Here is a 22,255-nt window from a genome sequence, read left to right as displayed (position 1 = left end):
AGGAGTAAAGCATATACCCTATTTTTTATTTAGATTAACGAATATTTATGCCTAGTCCACAACTTTTAGGGAAGAGCCCTTTTGAGTAGTTTTGAATTAACAGGTCCACAGTTCGATATTCTATCTGCAATTTATCAATTTTCAATTCAGAAGAGAGAAATCATTCAAATAGACCTTTCAAACACAACCGAAATAGATCCGATGACTACTTCGACAATATTACGCAATCTACAAAGAAAAGGCTTAATAACAAGAAGTCGCGGTGTTATTAACACTCGAACTGTAGAGATAGAATTTACTCCCAAAGGATTCGAGTTGTATAAAAAAGCTTCTGTCAAGATTAAATCAATGAATGAGTCTCTTTTTCAAAATATTGATAAAGAACATCTGGTATCCATCTTAGATATACTATTAGAGAGGCTGGTATAGAACAAATTAAATTATTAATTATATGAAGCTCACTAAAATTACAACAGGAATACTTATTCTAGTCCTATTTTCTTCATGCGGGAAGAGGCAAAACCCATTCGGAGAGGAAGCGGAAGTGCGGACATATTCAACTTTAGTTATGCAAAAGCAAGATGCAGAATTATTGTCTGTTTATCCGGCTACAATAAGAGGGCAGGAAGATATTGAGATCCGTCCCCGGATCGATGGTTTTATAGAAGCCATTTACGTTGATGAAGGTTCTGTAGTAAGAAAAGGGCAGTCTTTATTTAAAATTAACTCCCCGCAATCCGAACAGGCTTTAACTACAGCAAAAGCTCAGGTGAGTAGTGCAACTGCTCAGGTAAATACGGCTAAGATAAACGTAAACAGGGTAAGACCTTTAGCCGAAAAGGGGATTGTCGGAACGGTACAGTTAGAGACGGCAGAGAACTCTTATGAGACAGCTTTGGCGGCTTTGGAGCAGGCTAACGCGGCTTTAAAAAATGCACAGGCAACCATTAGCTGGACAAATGTAACAAGCCCTGTAAATGGTATTGTAGAATCTATTCCATTTCGTAATGGAAGTCTGGTAAATCCTGCAAATGTATTGACTACCGTTGCTAATACAGAAAATGTGTATGTCTATTTTTCGCTAAACGAAAAAGCATTGAGTGAGTTTTTGAATACATTGGAGGGAAAGACACAAGCCGAAAAAATCAAAAATGCGCCTAAAGTTATATTAACCTTAGCCAATGGCACTGAGTATGAAGAAAGAGGAAAACTCGAAACCATAACAGGAATTGTAAACATAACTACCGGATCAGCAACATTCAGAGCCGAGTTTCCGAACAAGGATGGGGTGTTAAGAAGTGGGACGAGTGGAAAAATAGGTATTCCCCGAACACTTCAGGATGTGTTTGTAATATCTCAAAAATGCACATTCACCCAACAAGACAAAACTTTGGTATATAAGGTGCTGGGAGACTCCGTTGTGCAAACCATTGTATCGGTTATATCTACACCGGATGGAAAAGATTATGCAGTAACTCAAGGTCTGAATGTAAATGACCGGATTATTGCAGACGGTGTTGCCACCTTAAGCAACAAACAGAAAATAAAGATACAATAATAGCTCATAATATTAAAAAGAAAATATAATGTTAAAAACATTTATAGAAAGGCCTGTATTGTCCACCGTTATTTCTATCATATTTGTAGTATTGGGAATAATAGGATTGGCAACATTGCCGGTAGAACAATATCCGGACATTGCCCCACCCACAGTTCAGGTAGTGACAATATATCCGGGCGCGAATGCAGAGGTTGTAATGAATAGTGTTATTATACCTCTCGAAGAACAGATAAACGGAGTAGAAGGGATGACTTACATGACATCTTCGGCATCGAATAATGGTATGGCAAATATCCGTATCTTTTTCAAGCAAGGTGTAAATCCCGATATTGCAGCTGTAAATGTACAAAACAAGGTAGCCAGAGCAACTCCTGTTTTGCCTCAAGAGGTGAATCAGAATGGGGTTATTGTAGCTAAACAGCAGAATAGTACGATTCTGGGGCTTACCATATCCACCAGCAATAAAGAATATGACGGGCAATTTCTGCAAAATTATGCCAACATCAATATACTGCCTCAAATCAAACGTGTGTATGGGGTGGGGGATGCCGGAGTATATGGTGCGCAAGACTACTCGATGCGTATCTGGCTAAAACCCGATGTTATGGCATCATATAAGCTATCTGTGCAGGAAGTTATCGGAGCGCTACAAGATCAGAATATAGAAGCTGCTCCCGGAGAACTGGGGCAAAACAGCGATCAGTCGTTTCAGTATACCTTGAAATATACAGGCAGGCTAAAGTCACCCGAACAGTTTGGTGATATTATTATCCGTTCCATCAAGGGACAGATATTAAGGGTAAAAGATGTTGCCGACGTCGAACTGGGATCAGAGAATTATACGGTTACTTCCATGGTAAATAAAACAGAAGAAGGTGTTTTTATATCCATTAGTCAAACCGCAGGATCTAATGCTCAGGAGGTTATTGAAAACGTAAAAGCGGTACTCAATGAAGCGGAAAAATCATTTCCGGAGGGAGTAAAGATCAATTATTTTATGGATTCGAGTGAATTCTTAAACGAGTCTATCAAAAAAGTAGTAACCACTTTGCTTGAGGCATTCGTATTGGTTTTCTTGGTTGTCTTTGTTTTCTTGCAGGATTTCCGTTCCACTGTCATTCCGGCTATTGCTGTGCCGGTGGCTATTATCGGCACATTTTTCTTCTTGCAGTTGTTCGGATTCTCCATCAACCTACTCACGTTATTTGCTTTAGTTTTAGCTATCGGTATAGTGGTAGACGATGCCATTGTGGTGGTTGAAGCCGTTCATGCTCAGATGGAAAATGGAGAGACAGATCCTAAGGTTGCAACACTAACCGCAATGAAAGAGATCGCTCCTGCTATTGTATCCATCACGTTGGCAATGGCCGCAGTGTTCATCCCGGTTAGTTTCATCGGTGGGTCGTCCGGTATTTTCTTCAAGCAATTTGGGCTCACCCTTTGTGTGGCTATTCTTATATCGGCGGTTAATGCCCTTACACTAAGCCCGGCTTTGTGTGCGATGTTTCTAAAAGTAAATAATCATGATGATGAGAGGGGAAAGAAAAGTCTTTTCCGCCGTTTCACTTATACATTTAATACCGCATTCAACTTCGGGACTCAAAAATATAAATCGGCATTGCATTTCTTAGGAAAGAGGGGACATCGCTGGATAACTGTTACCATTATCCTCGTGGCTTCAGCAATTTTATTCGGATTGATGAAAGTTATCCCAACAGGATTTGTGCCTCAGGAAGATAGCGGGGTAGTAATGGCTTTCGTAACCTTACCTCCGGGATCATCGCTCGAGAGAACCGATTCTTTAGTTAACGAACTTGTAGATATAGCTAACGAGATTGAAAGTATAGATAACATAACCAATATAACAGGGGTTAATTTTATTGGCGGCCTGGGTAGTTCTTATGGTACTGTTATATTAAAAATGGATCCGTGGAGCGAACGTAAAATATCTACCAATCAGGTGGTTAGTATCTTGGAGGAAAAAACAAAGAATATCAATAATGCAGAATTTTTCTTCATGGCAACTCCTACTCTTCAGGGATTTGGCTTAGGTGCCGGAGTTGAGATGCAGCTTCAGGACAGAATGGGTGGAGACATTCATGCCTTCTATGATGTAACAACTAATTTCATATCCAAATTAGAGGAGAGGGACGAAGTGATGATGGCCATGACCAATTTCAACCCCAACTTTCCTCAAAAAGAAATTGAAGCGGATGTTGCAAAAATAAAAGAAGCGGGACTTACTCTCAATCAGGTGATGGGGACATTGCAAGCCTATATCGGAAGTGCTTATATCTCAAATTTCAACCTGTACGGAAAACAATTTAAGGTGATGTTGCAGTCCAGCCCTGAATATAGGAGTAAGTTAGATGACCTCGATGGTTTGTTTGTCCAGACAGGGTCGGGAGAGATGGCTCCTATCACCGGGTTTATAAATATCAAAGACGTAACAGCACCTCAGATGCTCAATCGCTTCAATATGTTCCAATCGATGAATGTTATCATCGTTCCTAACATGATTGACGGATACAGTTCGGGCGATGTGATGAGGGTCATTGAAGAAATGAGTGAGGATAAAACTATATTCCCAAGCGGATATAGCTATGAATATTCGGGAATGACACGGCAGGAAGCCGAATCGGCTAGTCAGATAATACTCATATTCGGCATTTCGTTGATTTTCGTATACTTACTTTTAGCAGCTCTGTACGAAAGCTATATTCTGCCGTTTGCCGTATTGCTGTCATTGCCTGTCGGTTTGGCCGGAGTATTTATATTCCTCGTACTCTTTGGGGTATCTAACGGTATAGTAAACAATATATATGTACAGATATCGCTGGTTATGCTTATCGGTCTGTTAGCCAAAAATGCAATCTTGATTGTAGAATATGGTATACAACGGCGTCAGCAGGGAATGTCTATTGTGGAAGCTGCTATTAATGGGGCAGTAGCCCGTCTGCGTCCTATTCTGATGACATCTTTTGCATTCATCTTCGGGTTGCTTCCATTGGCTTTTGCCTCGGGAGCAGGAGCAATCGGAAACCAGTCTATCGGGATCAGTGCAATAGGCGGGATGCTTTTCGGAACATTGATAGGTATATTGGTGATACCGACATTATACATTGTATTCCAGAGCTTACAAGAACGATTTAGTGGAAAAATGCAGATGTCAGAAACAAATAAATCAGTAAAGCAATGAAAAGTAGATATGTAAAAATAGTATTACTGGGATTAATCATCCCGGTAATATTAACATCTTGCCAAGTGTTCAATAAATATAAAGCTCCGGAAGTAGATACCGAGAATTTATTTAGAGACAGAGCCGTTGAGGATTCTACTACAATTGCCAATATCCCTTGGCGGGAATATTTTAAAGATCCTATATTACAATCTCTTATAGATGAGGGTCTCGGTAATAATTTCGATTTGCAGATTGCAACTACAAGAATCCGTCAGGCAGAAGCTGCGCTGGGCATGGCAAAGGCGGCATATTTTCCCGATGTGGCATTGGTAGGACAGGTCGACCATAAGCGTCAGAGTGTAGATCAGACAGGCAAGAATAAAGATGTTCTTGGGTATCATCAGGAAGTTTATAGCTTGGGAGTTGCTGTGAGTTGGGAAGCAGACCTTTGGGGTAAGATGAATCGGCAGTCGAAGGCAAGGTATGCACAATTCCTCTCAAGTCAATCGTATCGGAATCTGGTACAAACTTCGCTGATTTCCAACATCGCCACTTCGTATTATTCGTTATTGGCTCTGGACGAACAGCTCAAGGTTACAAACGAAACTATCGCTTTGCTGGAAGAAAGTACCGCAACCATGGAAGCTCTGAAAGAAGCAGGGATGCTCAATGGTGCAGCGGTAGAACAAAGTAAAGCGATGCTATACAATACACAAATAAGTGTTCCTGATTTGGAAATTCAAATCCAGCAATTAGAGAATTCGCTTTGTTTGATGTTGGGAAGGAAGTCGGGTAGTATTCAAAGATCGAGTTTTGCAGAGCAAAGTACCTCAGATATGAGTTATGGTGTTCCTGTACAAATGCTGGCAAAACGTCCTGATGTGCAACAGGCCGAACTGGGATTTAGGAGTGCATTTGAACTGAAAAATGCTGCACAGGCAAGCTTTTATCCGTCTATTACATTAAGTTCGGGAATGATTGGGTATGGCGCGTCGTCTTTGTCTGGCTTTTTCAAGTCTGAGAATATCTTTGCCAATATCATAGGAGGTCTTACTCAACCATTATTTGCAAGAAAACAACTTATCTCAAATCTAAGAATAACGAAGGCGCAACAAGAAGAGGCATTGCTAAACTTCGAAAAAATAGTGCTTTCTGCAAGTAAAGAGGTCTCCGATATCCTTTTCGGCTACGAATCGTCTCTCAAGAAAAATGAAACACGTAAGATGCAGGTAAGATCTTTATTAACAGCTGTTGATTTTACACAGGAATTACTGAAATCCGGTGAAGCAAATTACATAGAAGTGCTTAATGCTGAACAAAACTTACTTCAAGCACAACTTGGACAGGTGGGAGACAAATTAGAACAATTACAATATTGTGTATCTCTTTACAGAGCACTAGGCGGAGGATCTGAGTAAGCCGCTTTTTCAAATTTGTACCTAAATGAGAAACTACAGGTTGTGAAACCTGTAGTTTTTTTGTCTCAACAATGTTATAGATCGGTTGATTATTTACTGATAGTATAGCCTTTCTTGTTTGCAAAAGCAAGGATAGATTCGTTGATAGCTTTGCCCAGATCGTCGCCTGTGGTATTGTCCTTTTTTGCTTGCTGGTCGATATATTCCTGACGTTTTTTTGCAAGGTCGGATATCTCTTTCTGTATCGTGGCGCGTTCGGCTTCTTTCTCTGTGATTGCCTTTTTAATTTCAGCTTTCGATTTGTTTTGTAATTCCTTAGGCAATTCCGATTGCTTGATTTCATTCAATGCATTCTGGTCTTCTTTTACTTTGTCTACCAAGTCCCACGAACTATTGTTATAGACCTGTTTGGATTTGCTAACAGCACGTTCGGCAAAGTTAGATTTAGATATACCCATTGCATTTCTATCCTGACGCATTTGATTCTCTGCATTTGCAGATCCTTGTAATCCATAGCTGATGTATGTTTTATTGAGGCGCTCGTTACATGCGCTGATACGGTCGTCGTAAGGAGTATCGTAGTAACGGACACGTGCATTGTGGTCTATGTTGAAGAATTTTCCCTGACCTTTTACAGCTCCGTCGCGCCACATGCCTCTAATGCCGCTTTCTGCATCTCCGCAGTGAATTGTATTTACGTAAATTCCTTTAGCCAAAGCCCTTTCTATAGCTGTTCTGTATGTCACACGTCCTTGAGTGAACGGTTCATTTCCGGCAATGTATATCAGTTTCATGTCAGATGAATTAGTTCCCCAATTGAGCATCTCCACAGCTTTGCTGATTACCGTACCGCAATATTCGTCTCCTCCGTAAGTGGTTAATGCAAACAGCCTTTCGGAGATATTATCAAGGTTGGTCGTTAATGGGGTAACCTGTCTGATATATCCATCCGACTTGCGCAGATTGTCGTTTCCGTATTCGAAGATGGCTATTTCGATTTTTGGCGAACGTCCGTTATACTTTAGTGTAGTCAGTGTGTTTACAATATTCCATAGGCGCGACTTGGCTTGTTCGATAAGCCCGTCCATACTGCTCGATGTATCCAGAAGGATAGCGACTTGGATTTTTGTCTCGCGGTTCATTTCATCATTGGTTGTGTTAGTGTTGCAAAGTGTAATTGCCGAAAAAGCTAACAACATTGTGGTTAATAGTATAAACTTTTTCATATCATTGTAATTTAGTTGGTTGTGATGTTCAAATGTATAATGTTCAGAAATAGTATTTTGGGCAGAATGGGTGAACTCAGACTTTGAGTTGGTAAAACATAGTCTATAAATGTTTTAAAAGTATTTACTTTACAATCAGAAGTTAAGCAATATAAAAAGGCTGATATGTTTCTAAAATACATCATCATACTACTTTTTGGGTTGTCTACAGTAATCTGTCAGGCACAGACTCCCGTAAGCAAAGAAGTCGAGCAGAAATCAAAAGGGAAGGCTTCGAAAGAACAGGTTTCGGGTAGTTCTGTTCTTATGGAAGTGTCGAAAGCTATAGAAGAAGGCAGATCCGACGAGGAAGTAGCTCAAAGCTATGAAAAGCTAGCAAAGGAATTGGCCGATAAGAAGGAATATGCCAAGGCCGAAGATTACTTGACCCGCGCTAAGAAACTTTATGAAAAAGCAAAGAATAAAGAAAAAATTGCCGCTGTAGATAGAGAGCTGGCAAAAGTACAGGAAGCCCAGAACAAAACAAGTGCGGCTATTTCGAGCTTGAATTTCGCGCGGAGGAACACATCCAGCAAAAAACAACAAAAAATAGATGATCATAATATAAGCAGGCTATCTAATCAGGGCAGCCCTCAGACGCAGGCATACTATATACAGCAAAATCTCGATTTGGTCACAGAGCCGGAAGAAAGAGCGCTTGGTTATCAGCAGTTGGCCGAAGTTAATATGAAAATGGATAATGCCCCCGAGGCTATAAAGAATCTGGAAAGAGCCTTGGTAACGGTCAAAGATCAGCCTGAGGAGGCTTTTAAGATAAAGAAGGGTATAGCCAGTGCCCTCGTTGCGGACAATCAGACTGAGAAGGCGATAGAGGTAAATAAACAACTGGTAGCCGAGGCACGTAATGTGAATACACGTGCAGAGGTACAACAACTGCAAACACTTTCTAATGCCTTGCTCGAAGCCAATAAGAAAGAAGAGGGTATAAAAACATTGAAGGAAGCTTATGAGTTAGCGATAGATAACGGACAAACTATAGATGCTAAAAATAGTCTCGAACTTCTGGTGCAACAGTATAAGAAAGATAAGCAGCCACAAAAAGCATTGGAGGTCTATGCCGACTTTATGAATAAGCTCGAACCGCTGGTAAGAGCAGACAGTACACTGATTGATGAAAAATTCTTTCAAGTGCAGGAAGATAAAATCCTGCAATTGGAAAAAGAGCGTGAACTCAAAGATGCACTTATTGTAAAACAGAATAAATTCAACTATGTCCTTTCGGGCGTCGTGGTGCTTATCTTCATATTCTTACTTTTTATAGCAAAAGCGCTATATTCGATAAAGAAAAAGAACAAGCGCATTGCATTACAGTCGTTGCGAAGGGAAATGAACCCGCATTTTATTTTCAATAGCCTGAATAGTGTGAATCAGTTTATTGCACAAAACAACGAGTTGGAAGCCAACAAATATCTTTCATCCTATTCCAAGCTGATGCGTAATATTATGGAGAACTCCAATAAAGATTTTATTTCCCTCACAACGGAAATAGAGCAAATGAAAGAATATCTCGATCTTGAATATATGCGTTTCCACGATAAATTTGAGTACAAAATAGAGGTGGATGAGGGGATAGACAGTGATGCTCTCTTCATACCAAATATGCTGATACAGCCACAACTCGAAAATGCTATTTGGCACGGTTTGCGTTACAAGGAAGGGATAGGCTTGCTGACCTTGAAGGTCGTACAAGGGAATAACTGCCTTTATGCCATTGTTGAGGATAATGGTATAGGTCTCACAAGGAGCAAAGAACTGAAAACGAAGCATCAGCGGGAACATAATTCGCGTGGATTGACTAATACATATGAGCGTATCAACCTGCTAAACAGCCTCTACAGTACAAATATATCGATAGACATAACCGAAAAAGAAGGGGAGGAGACAGGTGTAATTGTCTCCCTGCGTTTTCCTATAATGAATAAGAATAAGCAATGAATACCTTACAAAAAATAAGAAGTGTAATTGTTGAGGACGAGCCCGCCGCACGTGAAGCCCTGAAAAACTATTTAGGCAAATATTGCCCTCAGGTAGAAATAGTAGGGGAGGCGCATAACGGAAAAGATGCCATTCCTTTGCTGCATGAGTTGGAGCCCCAACTTGTATTTCTGGATGTGGAAATGCCATTCGGAAATGCTTTTGATGTATTGGAGGCTTGTAAGAATTTGTACTTTGAGACAATCTTTGTTACAGCATTTTCCGAATATTCGTTGCGTGCGCTCAATCAGAGTGCCGCGTACTATCTGCTCAAACCGGTGAGTATTGAGGAGCTCATTATTGCCGTAAATAAAGTGCAGCAGCATATTATAAACAAGGAAATATTTAACCGGAACAAAATCCTTGTTGAAAATTTCCGCGAGCCCAAACCCGAAAAACAACAAGTGATCCTGCCCACTCTCGAAGGCTTCGAAGTAGTGAAAATGGAAGATATAATCCGCTTGCAGGGTAATGGTAATTTTACGGATATCTACCTCAACAACAAGACTAAGAAGATGGTATGCCGTTTTCTCAAGCACTTTCATGAGATATTGCCCTACCCATTTATACGTGTGCATAAGTCACACATTATAAACTTCAACTATGTGAAATCTTATCATAAAAATTCAGGTGGATACGTAACTCTTTCGGACGAAACAGAAATAGAAATCTCAACCACTTACAAGGAAGAATTTCTTAGAATATTCAAAGCCTGATGGAGACTAGGGTTTGGGAATTATCTTACAGGTTATTGATTCTGATGTTTTTGTATACTTTTTTTGCTAAATATTACGTTATATTACAACGTAAAACTTAATTTATTGTTCCCATGAAAAAGTATTTATTTTCTATTCTGATTGGTATTTCGTTCCTCATAGCCTGTACTCCTGCTTCTCAACAAAAAGCTGTACTGGAAGCAACAATAGAAAATTCGCCAACCGATACCGTTACTATATACTACCGTACATTAGAAAACAATCAATGGATAAGTTTTTCGGATACATGCCGGATTGTAGACGGGCACTTTTCATTCGATCTGCATATAAATGATCTGACCAAAGCCTATATTAAGTTTGATAACTCTAATGTAATAGAAGTATATGTAGAACCTAAGCAAATGAAGATGGACTTTTTCGGTGTAAGTGTTTTTAATTACAATTTGGAAGGTACAGATTCGGAGAAAATATATAAACCACTGAGAAAACAATTGGCAAACTTCGAAGATAGCATTCAGATACAATTTACCGATATTATAGATCCTCTTATGAAAAAATTCAACCAAAATCAAAATGAGGAGACTTACCGGACTTTAAAAGAAAATATTGACAGACTGAGACCTATTAGTGTACATTTTAGAAATAAGATAAGGAGGCTTAAGATAGATTATATTCAAGATAATCCTAACTCTTTGATAGCTGCGGGACAATTGTTAGATATAATAAGATGGGCTGAGCTTGAATCTTATCCGTTGGACAGTACTAAGATGCTATATACCCACCTTTCCGATGAAGTGAAAAGTTCGCAATTAGGACTACTCGCAAAAAAAATAATACAAGATGTTGATGACGAAAAGGCTCTGGCACAAAAAACAGAAGTTGGGCAAAAAGCGTCGGACTTTTCTACTTATAGCCTTGTTAGTGGCGATACTATAAGGTTGTCAGACTATAAAGGGAAATCTTATGTTCTGCTCGATTTCTGGTCTAGCACATGTGGAAATTGTATCAAAGGTTTTCCATCTCTAAAGGAACTGTATAAAAAGTATAGAGATAAAGGATTCATGATTATCGGTATATCTTCCGATTCGGACAAAAAAAGGTATATGTCTGCTATAGAAAAATATAACCTGAAAGAATGGCCTCAGGTATTGGATGTTCAGGATTTGGAAAAGGCACGGCAAGAAATAGCAAATCAGGAAGATATAAAAAAGAAGTATTATATTGAGGGTGAATCGAAAGATACTAGTTTCTTGGGAGGTGTAAAAAGATTTGGTAAGAATGTTATTACCGGAGGGAAGTCTTCTAAATTGGAGAAGAAGATGGATCGGTTACGATGTCTTTCTGCTTCTTGTTCTGATCTAAAGGAAAATCTAAAAATTTTAGCAGATTTTAACAAGAGATTAAGTGACTATCTGGAAACTGCCAGAATAACATCTTATAGAAACTTATTCCTTGCTAAAGAATTGATTTTTATAGGGAAGAAAAAAGTAGAGGGCAAAAAGCAAGTGGTTCTAGTAGACAAAAGTCACGAAATAGCTGAAGTGATGGATCTTAAAGTAGATAAGGTTGAAGATGTTAATTATCAGTCAGATTTGTTCTTTTCAAATATGGGATTAAGTTTAAGCAATTCTTTGGATAAACTTAATAAATCTATTGAAATTAAGGGCGGAGTCTCTAAAGGGGACTTAACCGATGTAGCGATAGATTTTGCCATAGATGCTCTTTTTCATTCGATAGAACAGATTATTGATGTAAATAAAGAAATGAAAGAGGCATTAATCAAAGCAGAATATGGTATTAATAGTGCTATAAAATATATAGATCAGAGTATTCATGCTATTCTGATATATAAAGCAAGTTTATTAAGGCAGTCAGAGATATTAGTAGCTCTGGTTGTTTGTAACAAAGCCTTTATTGCAGCTTATGAACCACTAAGAGAAAAAATATTTGGGGAACCTAGTCTAAGTAGATATATATTCAAAAATAAAGCAGAGGAAGATTTCATACAATCAATACAATTTAAGGAAGATATTAAACATTTAATGATATTGTGTTCGGAATATAATAAAATCAATCAATCAAAAGTAATAGAATAATATGAGTGACGATTCAAAAAAAAACACTTTAAAAAAGGCGAGCCTTGTAGTTGCTACAAGGTTAGAGAATCATTTAAAAGACAACCCTGATGCTCTAAATAAAATACAAGAAGCTTGGAGAGAACATAATCGAATGTCATTTCAGCTAAAAGCATTAGAAAAGCAGAATGATAAAGAGATTCGATTAATGACAATGAAATATGAACAAACAAGGGAAATACTACAAATGGTATTTGGGGAGCGTCAAACTGCTCTGAATGCACATTATGCTGCTCTTGACGATGCACTAAAGAGTGATGATAGGGAAATAATTTTAGCATCTCTTCGAGGAATAAGTTCCATTGTCTCACAAAATCCATTAGAAAGTTTCTCCGAGTTTTGCAAAGTTTGGGATAATAAAGATGAAACTTTATATCTCGATTTTTAAAAAAACAACACATTCTTCCTTCACTGACAGCTCTTGGCAACAAGGGCTGTTATTTTTGCCATATCATTCATTATAAATAAAAATCAAAAAGCAGAATGTTATGGAAAAAATTAAAGTATCCGAAATTAGAAAAGAATTGGTTTGGAAATTCGAAAAAAATCGGATATCTGTACTCGCAGACAAAGACAACCTTATTATCACAGTATCCCAAAAGACTTTCCTCGCAACTATACCTATTTGCAACATTGTAGAGAAAATAATAGGCGATACAGAACTGTCTGTTACCGAAGCTGGCTCTGCATTTATCCTGACATACAACAACGAGCAAAAGAGTCTGAGTATAAAGGACGACAAAGTCTATCTACTCAACACTACAGATGATTCTGGTATTCAAATAGAGATAGTATAATGGATAAGAAAAATATAGCAAGTTGGATATCCATAGTGATATGCCTTCTATCTTATTCAATCCCATCTATTTTTGCACTCTCAGGTTTAGCCGGATTACGAGAATCGATAGGTCTTATCGGGGCTATATTGGTTGTCGTTATTATCGGATTTACCTTGTTCTATCTTACATATTTAGTTTTAAAATATATTGTTTATTTTATCATAAAATAGAGTCTTATGAAAGGAATTATTACATTTATCATATTTTGCTTAGTATTGACTGGCGGTTCGGCAATTCTTTTTTTTATACCTATGCTTCTATTAATTCTATTAGAAGGGAGTGGTGCAACAACAGCTACAACGCCTCTTGAACTTGAATGGTATTGGATTGTGGGTATTATAATTTATTTTATACTAAGTTTAAAACTGATTTACAAAGCGAGCAAATTATTAACTAATAAGATTTTTGAATTTTTCAAAATAGATTGACTGTATGAACTTTAAATATAAATTCTGCATTTGGTTAATAGATACCTTATTGCTAAACAAACAAGGACTAACCATTGACGAAATTCAACATAAATGGAGAATTTCTTCTTACAATCCTGATGGAGGTTTGTTAACCGAGCGAAGCTTCCACCGTTACAGAAACGAAACAGAATCACTCTTTAACATTGATATTGTATGCGAGAAAAGCAATGGAGGTATCTATAAAATATCTTCAACGGAAGAATTGGATAGAAATACAGCTATTCAATGGATGCTAAGTGGTTTACGCATTTCTAACTTGGGAGAATTATGCCAAAAACATCAGAATCTAATTTTAGAAAATGCTCCTTTGGGATTAGAGCGAATTCAGATCATAATGGATAGCATAGAGCAGAATAAATCTTTAAGTTTGACCTATAAGTCTCACTACAAAGCCTCAAAGAATTATACCTTTCAACCTGTCTTTATCCGTCTGTTTAAGCAACGTTGGTATGTAATTGGTGCAGATATAGAACAGAATAGGTGTACGACATTCGCTCTTGAAAGAATTCTTGACGCGTCTATTATAGAAGATCAACATAAATTACCGAAAGAATTGAAACGAACTCTTAATCCTAATACATATTTTGCTCATTGTTACGGTATAATCCGTCAGTATGATCCTATCTCAATCCGATTTAGGGCTTTCTTTCCTCAGAATTTATACCTAACAGATGTACCAATGCATGAGTCTCAGGAATTGATCAATGAAACAGAAGATTATACTGATTTCGAAATATTTGTCAGACCCACTTATGACCTTAAACAAGAGTTCTTATGGAATAGAGATAAACTAGCTGTATTATCACCTGAGTCGTTCCGTTTAGATATGATTAAGGTTCTAGAAGCAACACTAAACGGATATAAAACAGGAGAGAGCTTTGCGATAGACGAATAAAAGAGGAAAGGTTGTTAGTTTTCAAATATTCCTTTGTGAAAAAACAGAATAGAAAATATAATTTTTACCTTTGTAATCGTTATCTGGCACTATGCAAAGTAACGAAAATTTCAGTCAAAAGAACCGTTGCCAAATCGTTACCTCTCTTAAATCCACTCTTTGTAATCGATTGATAAAGAGTTAGTAAGTCTAATAATGCTGCTATCTAAATGAAATAACCCATATCCCAATTCTCTAAAAACCTCTTGGGAGTTAACACGCGAAGTATGTATTGACTGTCCACATTTACTACAAAACTCACCATAGACTTTATTATTACAGTTGAGACAGTACTTTATTTCTTTATTCATATTCTGAAAATGAGTTACTTTTCAAATATAAAACAGAATTCTTTGCTTATTAGTTCTATTCGACAATCTTAATTTTAATGCAATCCAATAGTAATAGTTTTGTAACCCCTCTTACTTATTTTTGCCAATAAAAAAAGCTTATGAATGTTAGACGCTTAGGAGCAATCGATATCGGCTCCAACTCTGTACGCCTTCTTATTACAGATGTTCTCGACTATAATGGACGTGCAGTATTTAAAAAAGATTCATTAATCCGTATCCCTTTAAAATTGGGAGAGGATACATTTTCCACAGGATATATAAGTGAGCAGAAGAAAGAAAAGCTCGCCATCCTAATGCAATCTTTCCGTGGACTAATACAGGTAAATGATGTAGAAATATGGCGTGCCTGCGCAACGTCTGCCATCAGGGAAGCCTCTAACGCACAAGAAGTATTGGAGTACGTAGTTGCCAAGTCGGGCATCGAAATCGATGTAATTGACAGCAAAGAAGAGGCTCGTTTTATTCTTACAAACAGAATAGACGAATTACTGGAAGAGAACAGAGTGTATATATATACGGATGTAGGTGGAGGAAACACAGAGCTCATTATTTTTTATCAGAACAAAGAGATCGCATCCGAATCGTTCAAGCTAGGCACTATTCGTTCACTACCGTTGGAGGAAGAAAGAGCCGAATGGGACAGAATGAAAAATTGGCTGATAGAACACAGCAAAGATTATATAAAGATATCCCTCATTGGGTCAGGAGGAAACATAAATAAGCTGGATTCACTATTACGTCGTTCCGGACGCATACGCAGAGAAGAGTTAGTGAGCTTTGCGGCTAAAATGAGAAAAATGAGTTACGAAGAAAGGCTGGTGAATCTTAAAATAAACCTCAACCGGGCAGAAGTCATATTACCTGCAATCGGGATATACCTTAAAGTAATGAAACTAGCTCGGGCACTTGTCATCGAAACACCCATAATAGGTGTCGCCGATGGCATTATCAAAGACCTGTACATGACCCACTTCTATCAACCGTCTGCCCCTGCACTTTCTATCGATAAATAAAAAACTACACCATACTGATGAATGGCAAACAGAGAGATATCTACCATCTGTTTGCTCGTCATTTATATTATACATAAAACTTCCGTCTGAATCTTAACCATTTATTCATAAATACTTAACAGTGTTGTCATAATGTATTTATTCTTTTGATATGAAAAAAAGAGAAAAATATGACAAACAAAAAACATCACAAAACCATTGTTCTTTCAGATATCCATCTGGGATCTAAATGGTCGAAAGCGAAAGAAGCAACAAGATATTTAAAAGACAACACATGCGATACTCTTATTTTATGCGGAGACATTATTGATGGGTGGCAATTGATGCGAGGAAGAAAAGCAAAGTGGAAAAAGAGACACAGTAATTTCATTAAACTACTATTGGATATACAACGTAAAACAAAGATAATCTATTTGAGAGGGAATCACGACGACTTCATGGACAGGATACTTCCTTTCAAGTTTCAGAATATAGAAATTGTAAAAGATTATATCTACAAAAGCGGAGACAAACGTTTCTATGTCCTCCACGGAGATGTATTTGACCTTGTTACATCCCGCTACAGCTGGTTATCTAAAATCGGAGATGTTGGTTACTCTCTACTGATGCTGATCAATAGATACTACAACAACAGACGAGAAAAAAAGGGTTTGCCTTATTACTCCCTTTCGCAAGAAGTGAAGAAAAAAGTAAAAGCATCGGTATCATACATTAGCGATTACGAGAAACATATTGTAGATATAGCACGCCACAAAAAGTGTGACGGGGTTATATGCGGTCACATACATCAACCCGAAAAAAGATATTATGGCGATATTCTTTATTTGAATTCGGGCGATTGGGTCGAATCTTTATCTGCTCTAACCGAAGACTATGACGGCAATTGGGAGGTTGAATATTATGTACCTGAGCCACAGGCTAACAATTCGGTATTTGAAGACAAGAAAGATATAAGATTTGCAATATGAGATATTTATTTATTGTTCAAGGAGATGGACGAGGGCACATGACTCAGGCTATAGCCTTGTCTGATATCCTTCGCCGCAATGGTCACGAGGTTGTAGAAGTTTTAGTTGGAAAAAGTAAGGTTCGGGTCATACCCGATTTTTTTTATCAGAAAATCGGAGCTAAAGTAAGAACTTTCGACACCTTGTCTTTTGTATTCAAAAAAGATAAAAAGCGGATTCACTTCTTAAAGACTTTGCTTTTCAACATATCTCCTAAGAGATTAAGAAAATACAAAAAAAGCATAGAAAAAATACACCGGCGTATACAGAAAAACGAACCCGATGTTATTGTCAATTTCTACGAACTGCTTACCGGGCTCACCTATTTGCGATTTAGCACCGATATCCCGATTGTAAATATCGGACATCAATACCTGCTAAAACATCCCGGCTATTTACATGGAAAAGGAGACGAACAAGGAATGATGTTCTTGAGGCTGCACATGCTGCTATGTGGTGTAGGTGCAACCAAAACCTTGGCTTTATCGTTCTACCCACTAAAAGATTATATACCTGAACGTATTGCAGTGGTTCCGCCTCTGCTCCGATCCGAAATATTATCGCTACAGCCTACAAGCGAAGACTATATTTTGGGATACATGCTTAATCATGGGTATGAAAATGAAGTAAGGGCATGGCACGAGCAAAATCCTGACGTAAAATTACATTTCTTCTGGGATAAGCAAAATGTACTGAAGGAACTAATAGTAGACGAAAATTTAACACTCCATACGATCGATGATGAAAAATTCCTTAACTTTATGAGCAGATGCTGCGGATATATTACAACAGCGGGGTTCGAATCGGTTTGTGAAGCTCTCTATTTAGGGAAAGCCATCATGATGATCCCGGCTCATATAGAACAGGAAGTAAACGCAGCTGATGTTATCTCTTTTGGAGGAGGCATTATTGGAAACAATTTTGATATGAGCGTGTTATTAAACTATATGAAAACAAAGCAACAATCGGATGACTCTTTTCGTGAATGGGTAAATTCGGCTGAGCAGACTTTTTTAAGGCATCTAACAACACTGGCATAAATGATAAACAACAGAGATTTAAGCTGGCTAACCTTTAACGAGCGGGTACTGCAGGAAGCTCAGGACAAAAGTGTGCCTCTGATGCAGAGGCTTCGTTTTCTTGGTATCTTCTCAAACAATCAGGACGAGTATATAAAGGTAAGGATAGCCAATATTGTTCGCCTTAGTCAGATTAGAGGAAAGAGCGCACCTCTCCTTTCGGGAGGATACACTGCTAAAGAATTACTGCCCCTTATCAACAGTCAGGTCTCTGAAGGGCAAAAGAAATTTATGCAAACTTATATCGATGTTCTCTCCGAAATGGAGAAACATAATATTTATGTAGTGAATGAGAAAAAACTGAACCAGAAACAAAAACAGTTCTGCCACGAATATTTCTCGAGCGTTGTCAGCCCGCTTCTTGTTCCACTTATAATTCGCAAATCTACTCAATTACCCTTTTTGCGGGATAACAATATCTACCATGCGGTTAAGATGTGCTCCGACAAAAACGATTCCAGATATGCAATTATTCAAATTCCGGTAAGTTCTTCATGTCCGCGCTTTGTCGTATTGCCATCAGTAAAAGGTAGACACGATATCATATTTTTAGATGATATAATTCGCTTATGCTTAGACGAAATATTCTTTATGTTTAACTATAAAAGTATTTCGGCATATACATTCAAACTGATGCGTGATGCTCAACTCACAATAGATGACGACATATCTAAAAGCTTGATAGAGAAGATGGAAACCGGATTGCAAAATCGTCTGCACGGACAGCCTGTTCGCCTCATCTACGACAGAGAAATGCCCGAAGACTTGTTAGATATCATATCATCAAAGCTCCAGCTAAAAAGGCGGGAGGAATTAGATGCGGGAGGGCGATATCATCTTATGAGGGATTTAATGAAATTCCCTAAAGTGCGTCCCGATCTTGAAAGCAAAAGCTTGGCTCCGCTAAACCATCCGCACATAAAGCCTTTTTCGAGCATATTGAAAACCATTGCTCGTAAAGATGTATTACTTAATTATCCATATCATACATTCAACCACTTTATTGATTTCCTTCGGGAAGCAGCGATAGATCCTAAAGTAGAAAGTATCTACATCACTTTATATCGTGTAGCAGAACGTTCGAAAGTTATTAACGCCCTGATCAATGCAGCTAAAAACGGCAAGAGAGTAGTCGTATTAATGGAATTGCTGGCACGTTTCGATGAAGAACAAAATGTAGAATATTCGGAGATACTGCAAAAAGAGGGAGTAAAAGTTATACATGGCGTCACAGGACTAAAGGTACACAGCAAAATCGTTTTGGTAGAACGCAAGAATAAAGATTTTGCATATATCGGAACCGGCAACTTTAATGAAGCAACAGCTCAGATATATGGCGACTTCGGCTTGTTTACATCAAATCCTCAAATAGTAGCTGATACGGCTATAGTATTCGATTTTCTGATCAATACACACAAACACTTCTCGTGCAAGCAACTGCTTGTTTCCCCTTATTATATGCGCAATCAATTCGTCAACCTCATCAAAAAAGAAATAAAAAATGCGCAGAACGGAAAACGGGCTTATATATTTGCTAAGTTTAACAGCCTTACCGATGACGAAATGGTGAAGCTGCTTTACAAAGCAAGCCAGGCTGGTGTCGAGATACGGCTTATCGTGAGAGGTGCATGCTGCTTACAGCCTCAGATGAAAGACCTAAGCGAGAACATATGGGTAATAAGCATTGTAGACCGCTATCTAGAACATGCACGTATAGCTATATTCCACAATGACGGAGACGAGAAAGTTTACATCATGAGTGCAGACTGGATGACACGAAATCTAGACAGAAGAATAGAGGTGGGAGTTCCTATCCTCGACAAAGAAATAAAACAAACATTGAAGAGCTTCTTTGATATACAATGGTCGGATAATGAAAAAGCAAGAGATCTCACTGTCTTTGGGAGCAACAATTATGTAAAGAGAGGAGACAATCCTCCTTGCCGCTCTCAGACAGCTTTATACGATTTTTATAAGAAACTGAATGATAAAAAATGAATACAGATATATTTGCAGCAATAGATATAGGCTCTAATGCTATTCGCCTACTTATAAACAACATCGAAGTAAACGGAACAACACCCGACTTCAAGAAGGTAGCTTATCTCCGTGTACCTATCCGTTTGGGTGACGACGTATTTACCTCTGGAACAATAAGCAAAGATAAGGAGTGGCGGCTTATACATGCAATGCAGGGTTTCTCACATATAATGAAAGCCTATGGTGTGATGAACTACAGAGCATGTGCAACCAGCGCCATGCGTGATGCTACCAACGGAGCTAATATCGTAGAAGACATACGGCGCGAAAGTGGTATAAACATAGACATCATAACCGGCAGGGAAGAAGCCGAAATTATATACGAGGCCGGAGAGTTGGACAACTTTATGGACAAAAGGAAGAACTACCTCTATGTTGACGTTGGAGGAGGCAGCACAGAAGTGATCGTATACAGCAATCAACAAAAAGTAGACTCTAATTCTTTCCAGATGGGAACTGTGCGCTTACTGGTAGATGCCGTAAAAGAAGATGAAGAAAAACGATTTAAGTCTTGGCTAAAAGATATCTCTAAAGACAATAACTCATTCAGTATAATTGCATCGGGTGGAAACATAAATAAGATACACAAAGTATTGGGGAAAAGAGAACGGGAACCTATCAGCTATGACGAACTGAAGAAACTCTATGACAGTCTAAAATCATTGAGTTATGAAGAGCGGATTCAGTCTTATAAGCTTAATACTTACCGTGCTGACGTTATTGTTCCTGCTTTGAAGATATTCTTATCGATTAGTAAGATTTGTAAAGTCAATGAAATATTCGTTCCTAAGATCGGACTTTCGGATGGTATTATATATCATTTATTTCATGAGCATCAAACATCTGGAATCCTTGGTAAGAAATAATATATCTAAATAGCAATGCCCTTGTCTTTAATATGGGTAGCAGCCTCTTCTTTCAAGTCTTTCACCCAGTCAAATCGCAAGTAAGGAATTACTGCTCTGGCAATGTTGATAACAGTATGATAAGAATAGGCATTCTCACGCACATCCTCTTTAATCAGATGCTTATTTTGGTCTAATTCAACAACAAGGTTTATCACAATACTGAATACTACAAGCCATTTAGCACAACAAAATAAAGCTCCGGCCAGCCGGTTGAGAGCACTCATTTTTATGGCTTCCACAAATGACTCGAGTAGCTTCCCCGCAAAGAACAACGCCACTATAATAAGCAGAAAGGCCACAATATAAGATAATGGCCCGATAATGTGAGGAGACGCCTCGGTTAGCTTTATCAACTTGGGAACTATAAAGCCTGACAACTGACCCGCAAAAACCGCTCCTAATATCAATCCGGCTAAAGATGCTATTTGCATAACAAGCCCCGAAAAGAACCCCTTAACAAGGGTTATCGCAATCAATATAACTACAAGCAAGTCGAACCAATTCATACAAAGTGAGGCTTATATAAAAAACAAAAGTAAGAATTATAATAATTCTTACCTTGTATATCTTTAGCAAAATGCCTTTAAAAGATCTTATTTGCTGTATTCGTCAGAGACAGTTAGTTTAGCTCTTCCTTTTGCTCTGCGTGAAGCAAGTACTCTGCGTCCGTTTGCAGTAGCCATTCTAGAGCGAAAACCATGTTTGTTTTTTCTCTTTCTGTTTGATGGTTGAAAAGTTCTTTTCATTGCTATATATTATTTTCTGTTATAATTTCAATTATCTTCCAGATATTCGGGTTGCAAAAATAGGATGTTTATTTAATATAAGCAAGTATATTAACGTTTTATTTTCTCTAAATTGATGAAACTGTATCTGTATTTATGTTTCTCATCTGTATCATGATCTTCTCGCGATAGCTCCTTCCACTCTTCCTGTTTTATTTCGGGGAAGAAGGTGTCCGCTCCTTCAAATTGATGATGAATACGGGTCAGATAAAGCCTGTCTGCAAAATCAATTGCTTTCTTGTATATGGTTCCTCCTCCAATAAAAAAGATCTCTTGTTCGCCTTTACAAAGCTCTATTGCCTTATCGATAGATGAAACCATTTCGCAACGATCGAATTGTAAATCCTTATTATTAGTTATCACGATATTCCTTCTGTTGGGCAATGCGCCTTTAGGCAACGACTCAAACGTTCGACGCCCCATTATAACCGGATAACCCGCTGTGATAGCCTTAAAATGCTTCAGATCGTTAGGCAAATGGCAAAGCAGGTCATTATTTTTACCGATGGCATTTGCTTCGTCAACCACAACTACAATTGATTTTATTGTCATAATT

General features: G+C 38.1%; 21 protein-coding genes. 17 read left to right on the top strand and 4 right to left on the bottom strand.

The annotated features are described in order from the left end of the window. The first annotated feature begins 81 nt into the window (after nt 1–81). From BGO84_RS18740 to BGO84_RS12805, 4 genes are read left to right on the top strand one after another with little or no spacing between them, the layout of a single operon-like run. Nucleotides 82–429, top strand: a complete 348-nt coding sequence (locus BGO84_RS18740) for a MarR family winged helix-turn-helix transcriptional regulator (protein ID WP_366246704.1) — start codon at nt 82–84, stop codon at nt 427–429. 22 nt (nt 430–451) lie between these two features. Further along, nucleotides 452–1,558, top strand: coding sequence for an efflux RND transporter periplasmic adaptor subunit (locus BGO84_RS12815; protein WP_283686678.1), 1,107 nt, complete (start codon nt 452–454; stop codon nt 1,556–1,558). 28 nt (nt 1,559–1,586) lie between these two features. After that, a complete protein-coding gene (locus BGO84_RS12810) occupies nt 1,587–4,760 on the top strand; it encodes an efflux RND transporter permease subunit (protein ID WP_283686677.1) in 3,174 nt (1,057 codons plus the stop codon). Beyond that, nucleotides 4,757–6,160 carry an efflux transporter outer membrane subunit gene (locus BGO84_RS12805; RefSeq protein ID WP_283686676.1) on the top strand — a complete coding sequence of 468 codons (1,404 nt, stop codon included), beginning with the start codon at nt 4,757–4,759 and terminating at the stop codon, nt 6,158–6,160. Before BGO84_RS12810 ends, BGO84_RS12805 begins: the two co-directional genes overlap by 4 nt. Nucleotides 6,161–6,249: 89 nt before the next feature. Here the strand turns inward: BGO84_RS12805 and BGO84_RS12800 are convergent, their stop codons facing one another. Then, nucleotides 6,250–7,386, bottom strand: coding sequence for a VWA domain-containing protein (locus BGO84_RS12800; protein WP_283686675.1), 1,137 nt, complete (start codon nt 7,384–7,386; stop codon nt 6,250–6,252). A 165-nt stretch (nt 7,387–7,551) separates the two neighbouring features. Between BGO84_RS12800 and BGO84_RS12795 the strand changes: the two genes are divergently transcribed. From BGO84_RS12795 to BGO84_RS12735, 13 genes are all read left to right on the top strand, one after another. Further along, complete coding sequence (locus BGO84_RS12795) at nt 7,552–9,381, top strand: histidine kinase (RefSeq protein ID WP_283686674.1); 1,830 nt, start codon at nt 7,552–7,554, stop codon at nt 9,379–9,381. Next, entirely contained in the window at nt 9,378–10,136 is a 759-nt protein-coding gene (locus BGO84_RS12790; protein WP_283686673.1) for a LytTR family DNA-binding domain-containing protein, read from the top strand. The genes BGO84_RS12795 and BGO84_RS12790 overlap by 4 nt, the downstream gene beginning before the upstream one ends. Nucleotides 10,137–10,249: 113 nt before the next feature. Beyond that, nucleotides 10,250–12,232: a TlpA disulfide reductase family protein gene (locus BGO84_RS12785; protein WP_291029690.1), complete on the top strand. Its 1,983-nt coding sequence runs from the start codon at nt 10,250–10,252 to the stop codon at nt 12,230–12,232. 1 nt (nt 12,233) lies between these two features. Beyond that, nucleotides 12,234–12,659, top strand: a complete 426-nt coding sequence (locus tag BGO84_RS12780) for a hypothetical protein (protein WP_252639158.1) — start codon at nt 12,234–12,236, stop codon at nt 12,657–12,659. A gap of 100 nt (nt 12,660–12,759) precedes the next feature. Further along, the gene (locus BGO84_RS12775) at nt 12,760–13,068 is read left to right on the top strand and encodes a hypothetical protein (RefSeq protein WP_283686670.1); all 309 of its coding nucleotides are present in this window, start codon (nt 12,760–12,762) and stop codon (nt 13,066–13,068) included. Further along, complete coding sequence (locus BGO84_RS12770; RefSeq protein ID WP_283686669.1) at nt 13,068–13,280, top strand: hypothetical protein; 213 nt, start codon at nt 13,068–13,070, stop codon at nt 13,278–13,280. The genes BGO84_RS12775 and BGO84_RS12770 overlap by 1 nt, the downstream gene beginning before the upstream one ends. A 6-nt stretch (nt 13,281–13,286) precedes the next feature. Beyond that, entirely contained in the window at nt 13,287–13,538 is a 252-nt protein-coding gene (locus BGO84_RS12765) for a hypothetical protein (protein ID WP_283686668.1), read from the top strand. A 4-nt stretch (nt 13,539–13,542) separates the two neighbouring features. Then, entirely contained in the window at nt 13,543–14,475 is a 933-nt protein-coding gene (locus tag BGO84_RS12760; protein ID WP_283686667.1) for a WYL domain-containing protein, read from the top strand. Nucleotides 14,476–14,965: 490 nt separating this feature from the next. Continuing rightward, nucleotides 14,966–15,880 (top strand): hypothetical protein, encoded by a 915-nt coding sequence (locus tag BGO84_RS12755; RefSeq protein WP_291029688.1) that lies wholly within the window; start codon nt 14,966–14,968, stop codon nt 15,878–15,880. A 170-nt stretch (nt 15,881–16,050) separates the two neighbouring features. Then, nucleotides 16,051–16,848, top strand: a complete 798-nt coding sequence (locus BGO84_RS12750) for a UDP-2,3-diacylglucosamine diphosphatase (protein WP_252639563.1) — start codon at nt 16,051–16,053, stop codon at nt 16,846–16,848. Continuing rightward, on the top strand, nt 16,845–17,927 hold the full coding sequence (locus BGO84_RS12745; RefSeq protein WP_291029686.1) for a glycosyltransferase family protein: 1,083 nt from the start codon (nt 16,845–16,847) through the stop codon (nt 17,925–17,927). The genes BGO84_RS12750 and BGO84_RS12745 overlap by 4 nt, the downstream gene beginning before the upstream one ends. Beyond that, nucleotides 17,928–19,964, top strand: coding sequence for a polyphosphate kinase 1 (gene ppk1 / locus BGO84_RS12740; RefSeq protein WP_291029684.1), 2,037 nt, complete (start codon nt 17,928–17,930; stop codon nt 19,962–19,964). After that, a complete protein-coding gene (locus BGO84_RS12735; protein ID WP_291029682.1) occupies nt 19,961–20,872 on the top strand; it encodes a hypothetical protein in 912 nt (303 codons plus the stop codon). The genes ppk1 and BGO84_RS12735 overlap by 4 nt, the downstream gene beginning before the upstream one ends. 5 nt (nt 20,873–20,877) lie before the next feature. On the opposite strand, the gene BGO84_RS12730 is transcribed toward BGO84_RS12735, so the two are convergent. The 3 genes from BGO84_RS12730 to BGO84_RS12720 all read right to left on the bottom strand — a co-directional run bounded on the left by BGO84_RS12730 (nt 20,878) and on the right by BGO84_RS12720 (nt 22,251). Beyond that, nucleotides 20,878–21,420: a CvpA family protein gene (locus BGO84_RS12730; protein ID WP_291029680.1), complete on the bottom strand. Its 543-nt coding sequence runs from the start codon at nt 21,418–21,420 to the stop codon at nt 20,878–20,880. Nucleotides 21,421–21,507: 87 nt separating this feature from the next. Next, entirely contained in the window at nt 21,508–21,660 is a 153-nt protein-coding gene (gene rpmH, locus BGO84_RS12725; RefSeq protein WP_006841928.1) for a 50S ribosomal protein L34, read from the bottom strand. Nucleotides 21,661–21,750: 90 nt separating this feature from the next. Beyond that, on the bottom strand, nt 21,751–22,251 hold the full coding sequence (locus tag BGO84_RS12720) for a dihydrofolate reductase (protein WP_291029678.1): 501 nt from the start codon (nt 22,249–22,251) through the stop codon (nt 21,751–21,753). Between the last annotated feature and the right edge of the window lie 4 nt (nt 22,252–22,255).

The organism is Dysgonomonas sp. 37-18 (assembly GCF_001899125.1).
GTDB lineage: Bacteria > Bacteroidota > Bacteroidia > Bacteroidales > Dysgonomonadaceae > Dysgonomonas.
The sequence above is the reverse complement of the archived record's forward strand: the minus strand, read 5'-3'. Positions and strand labels throughout refer to the sequence as shown.

Excerpts from the sequence above, each read along its gene's own strand:
- BGO84_RS12790 (WP_283686673.1), top strand. The coding sequence starts at position 9,378 with ATGAATACCTTACAAAAAATAAGAAGTGTAATTGTTGAGGACGAGCCC.
- ppk1 (WP_291029684.1), top strand. The coding sequence starts at position 17,928 with ATGATAAACAACAGAGATTTAAGCTGGCTAACCTTTAACGAGCGGGTA.
- BGO84_RS12785 (WP_291029690.1), top strand. The coding sequence starts at position 10,250 with ATGAAAAAGTATTTATTTTCTATTCTGATTGGTATTTCGTTCCTCATA.
- BGO84_RS12750 (WP_252639563.1), top strand. The coding sequence starts at position 16,051 with ATGACAAACAAAAAACATCACAAAACCATTGTTCTTTCAGATATCCAT.
- BGO84_RS12765 (WP_283686668.1), top strand. The coding sequence starts at position 13,287 with ATGAAAGGAATTATTACATTTATCATATTTTGCTTAGTATTGACTGGC.
- BGO84_RS12745 (WP_291029686.1), top strand. The coding sequence starts at position 16,845 with ATGAGATATTTATTTATTGTTCAAGGAGATGGACGAGGGCACATGACT.
- BGO84_RS12735 (WP_291029682.1), top strand. The coding sequence starts at position 19,961 with ATGAATACAGATATATTTGCAGCAATAGATATAGGCTCTAATGCTATT.
- BGO84_RS12755 (WP_291029688.1), top strand. The coding sequence starts at position 14,966 with ATGAATGTTAGACGCTTAGGAGCAATCGATATCGGCTCCAACTCTGTA.
- BGO84_RS12800 (WP_283686675.1), bottom strand. The coding sequence starts at position 7,386 with ATGAAAAAGTTTATACTATTAACCACAATGTTGTTAGCTTTTTCGGCA.
- BGO84_RS12730 (WP_291029680.1), bottom strand. The coding sequence starts at position 21,420 with ATGAATTGGTTCGACTTGCTTGTAGTTATATTGATTGCGATAACCCTT.
- BGO84_RS12815 (WP_283686678.1), top strand. The coding sequence starts at position 452 with ATGAAGCTCACTAAAATTACAACAGGAATACTTATTCTAGTCCTATTT.
- BGO84_RS12720 (WP_291029678.1), bottom strand. The coding sequence starts at position 22,251 with ATGACAATAAAATCAATTGTAGTTGTGGTTGACGAAGCAAATGCCATC.
- BGO84_RS12775 (WP_283686670.1), top strand. The coding sequence starts at position 12,760 with ATGGAAAAAATTAAAGTATCCGAAATTAGAAAAGAATTGGTTTGGAAA.
- rpmH (WP_006841928.1), bottom strand. The coding sequence starts at position 21,660 with ATGAAAAGAACTTTTCAACCATCAAACAGAAAGAGAAAAAACAAACAT.
- BGO84_RS12810 (WP_283686677.1), top strand. The coding sequence starts at position 1,587 with ATGTTAAAAACATTTATAGAAAGGCCTGTATTGTCCACCGTTATTTCT.
- BGO84_RS12805 (WP_283686676.1), top strand. The coding sequence starts at position 4,757 with ATGAAAAGTAGATATGTAAAAATAGTATTACTGGGATTAATCATCCCG.
- BGO84_RS12770 (WP_283686669.1), top strand. The coding sequence starts at position 13,068 with ATGGATAAGAAAAATATAGCAAGTTGGATATCCATAGTGATATGCCTT.
- BGO84_RS12760 (WP_283686667.1), top strand. The coding sequence starts at position 13,543 with ATGAACTTTAAATATAAATTCTGCATTTGGTTAATAGATACCTTATTG.
- BGO84_RS12795 (WP_283686674.1), top strand. The coding sequence starts at position 7,552 with ATGTTTCTAAAATACATCATCATACTACTTTTTGGGTTGTCTACAGTA.
- BGO84_RS12780 (WP_252639158.1), top strand. The coding sequence starts at position 12,234 with ATGAGTGACGATTCAAAAAAAAACACTTTAAAAAAGGCGAGCCTTGTA.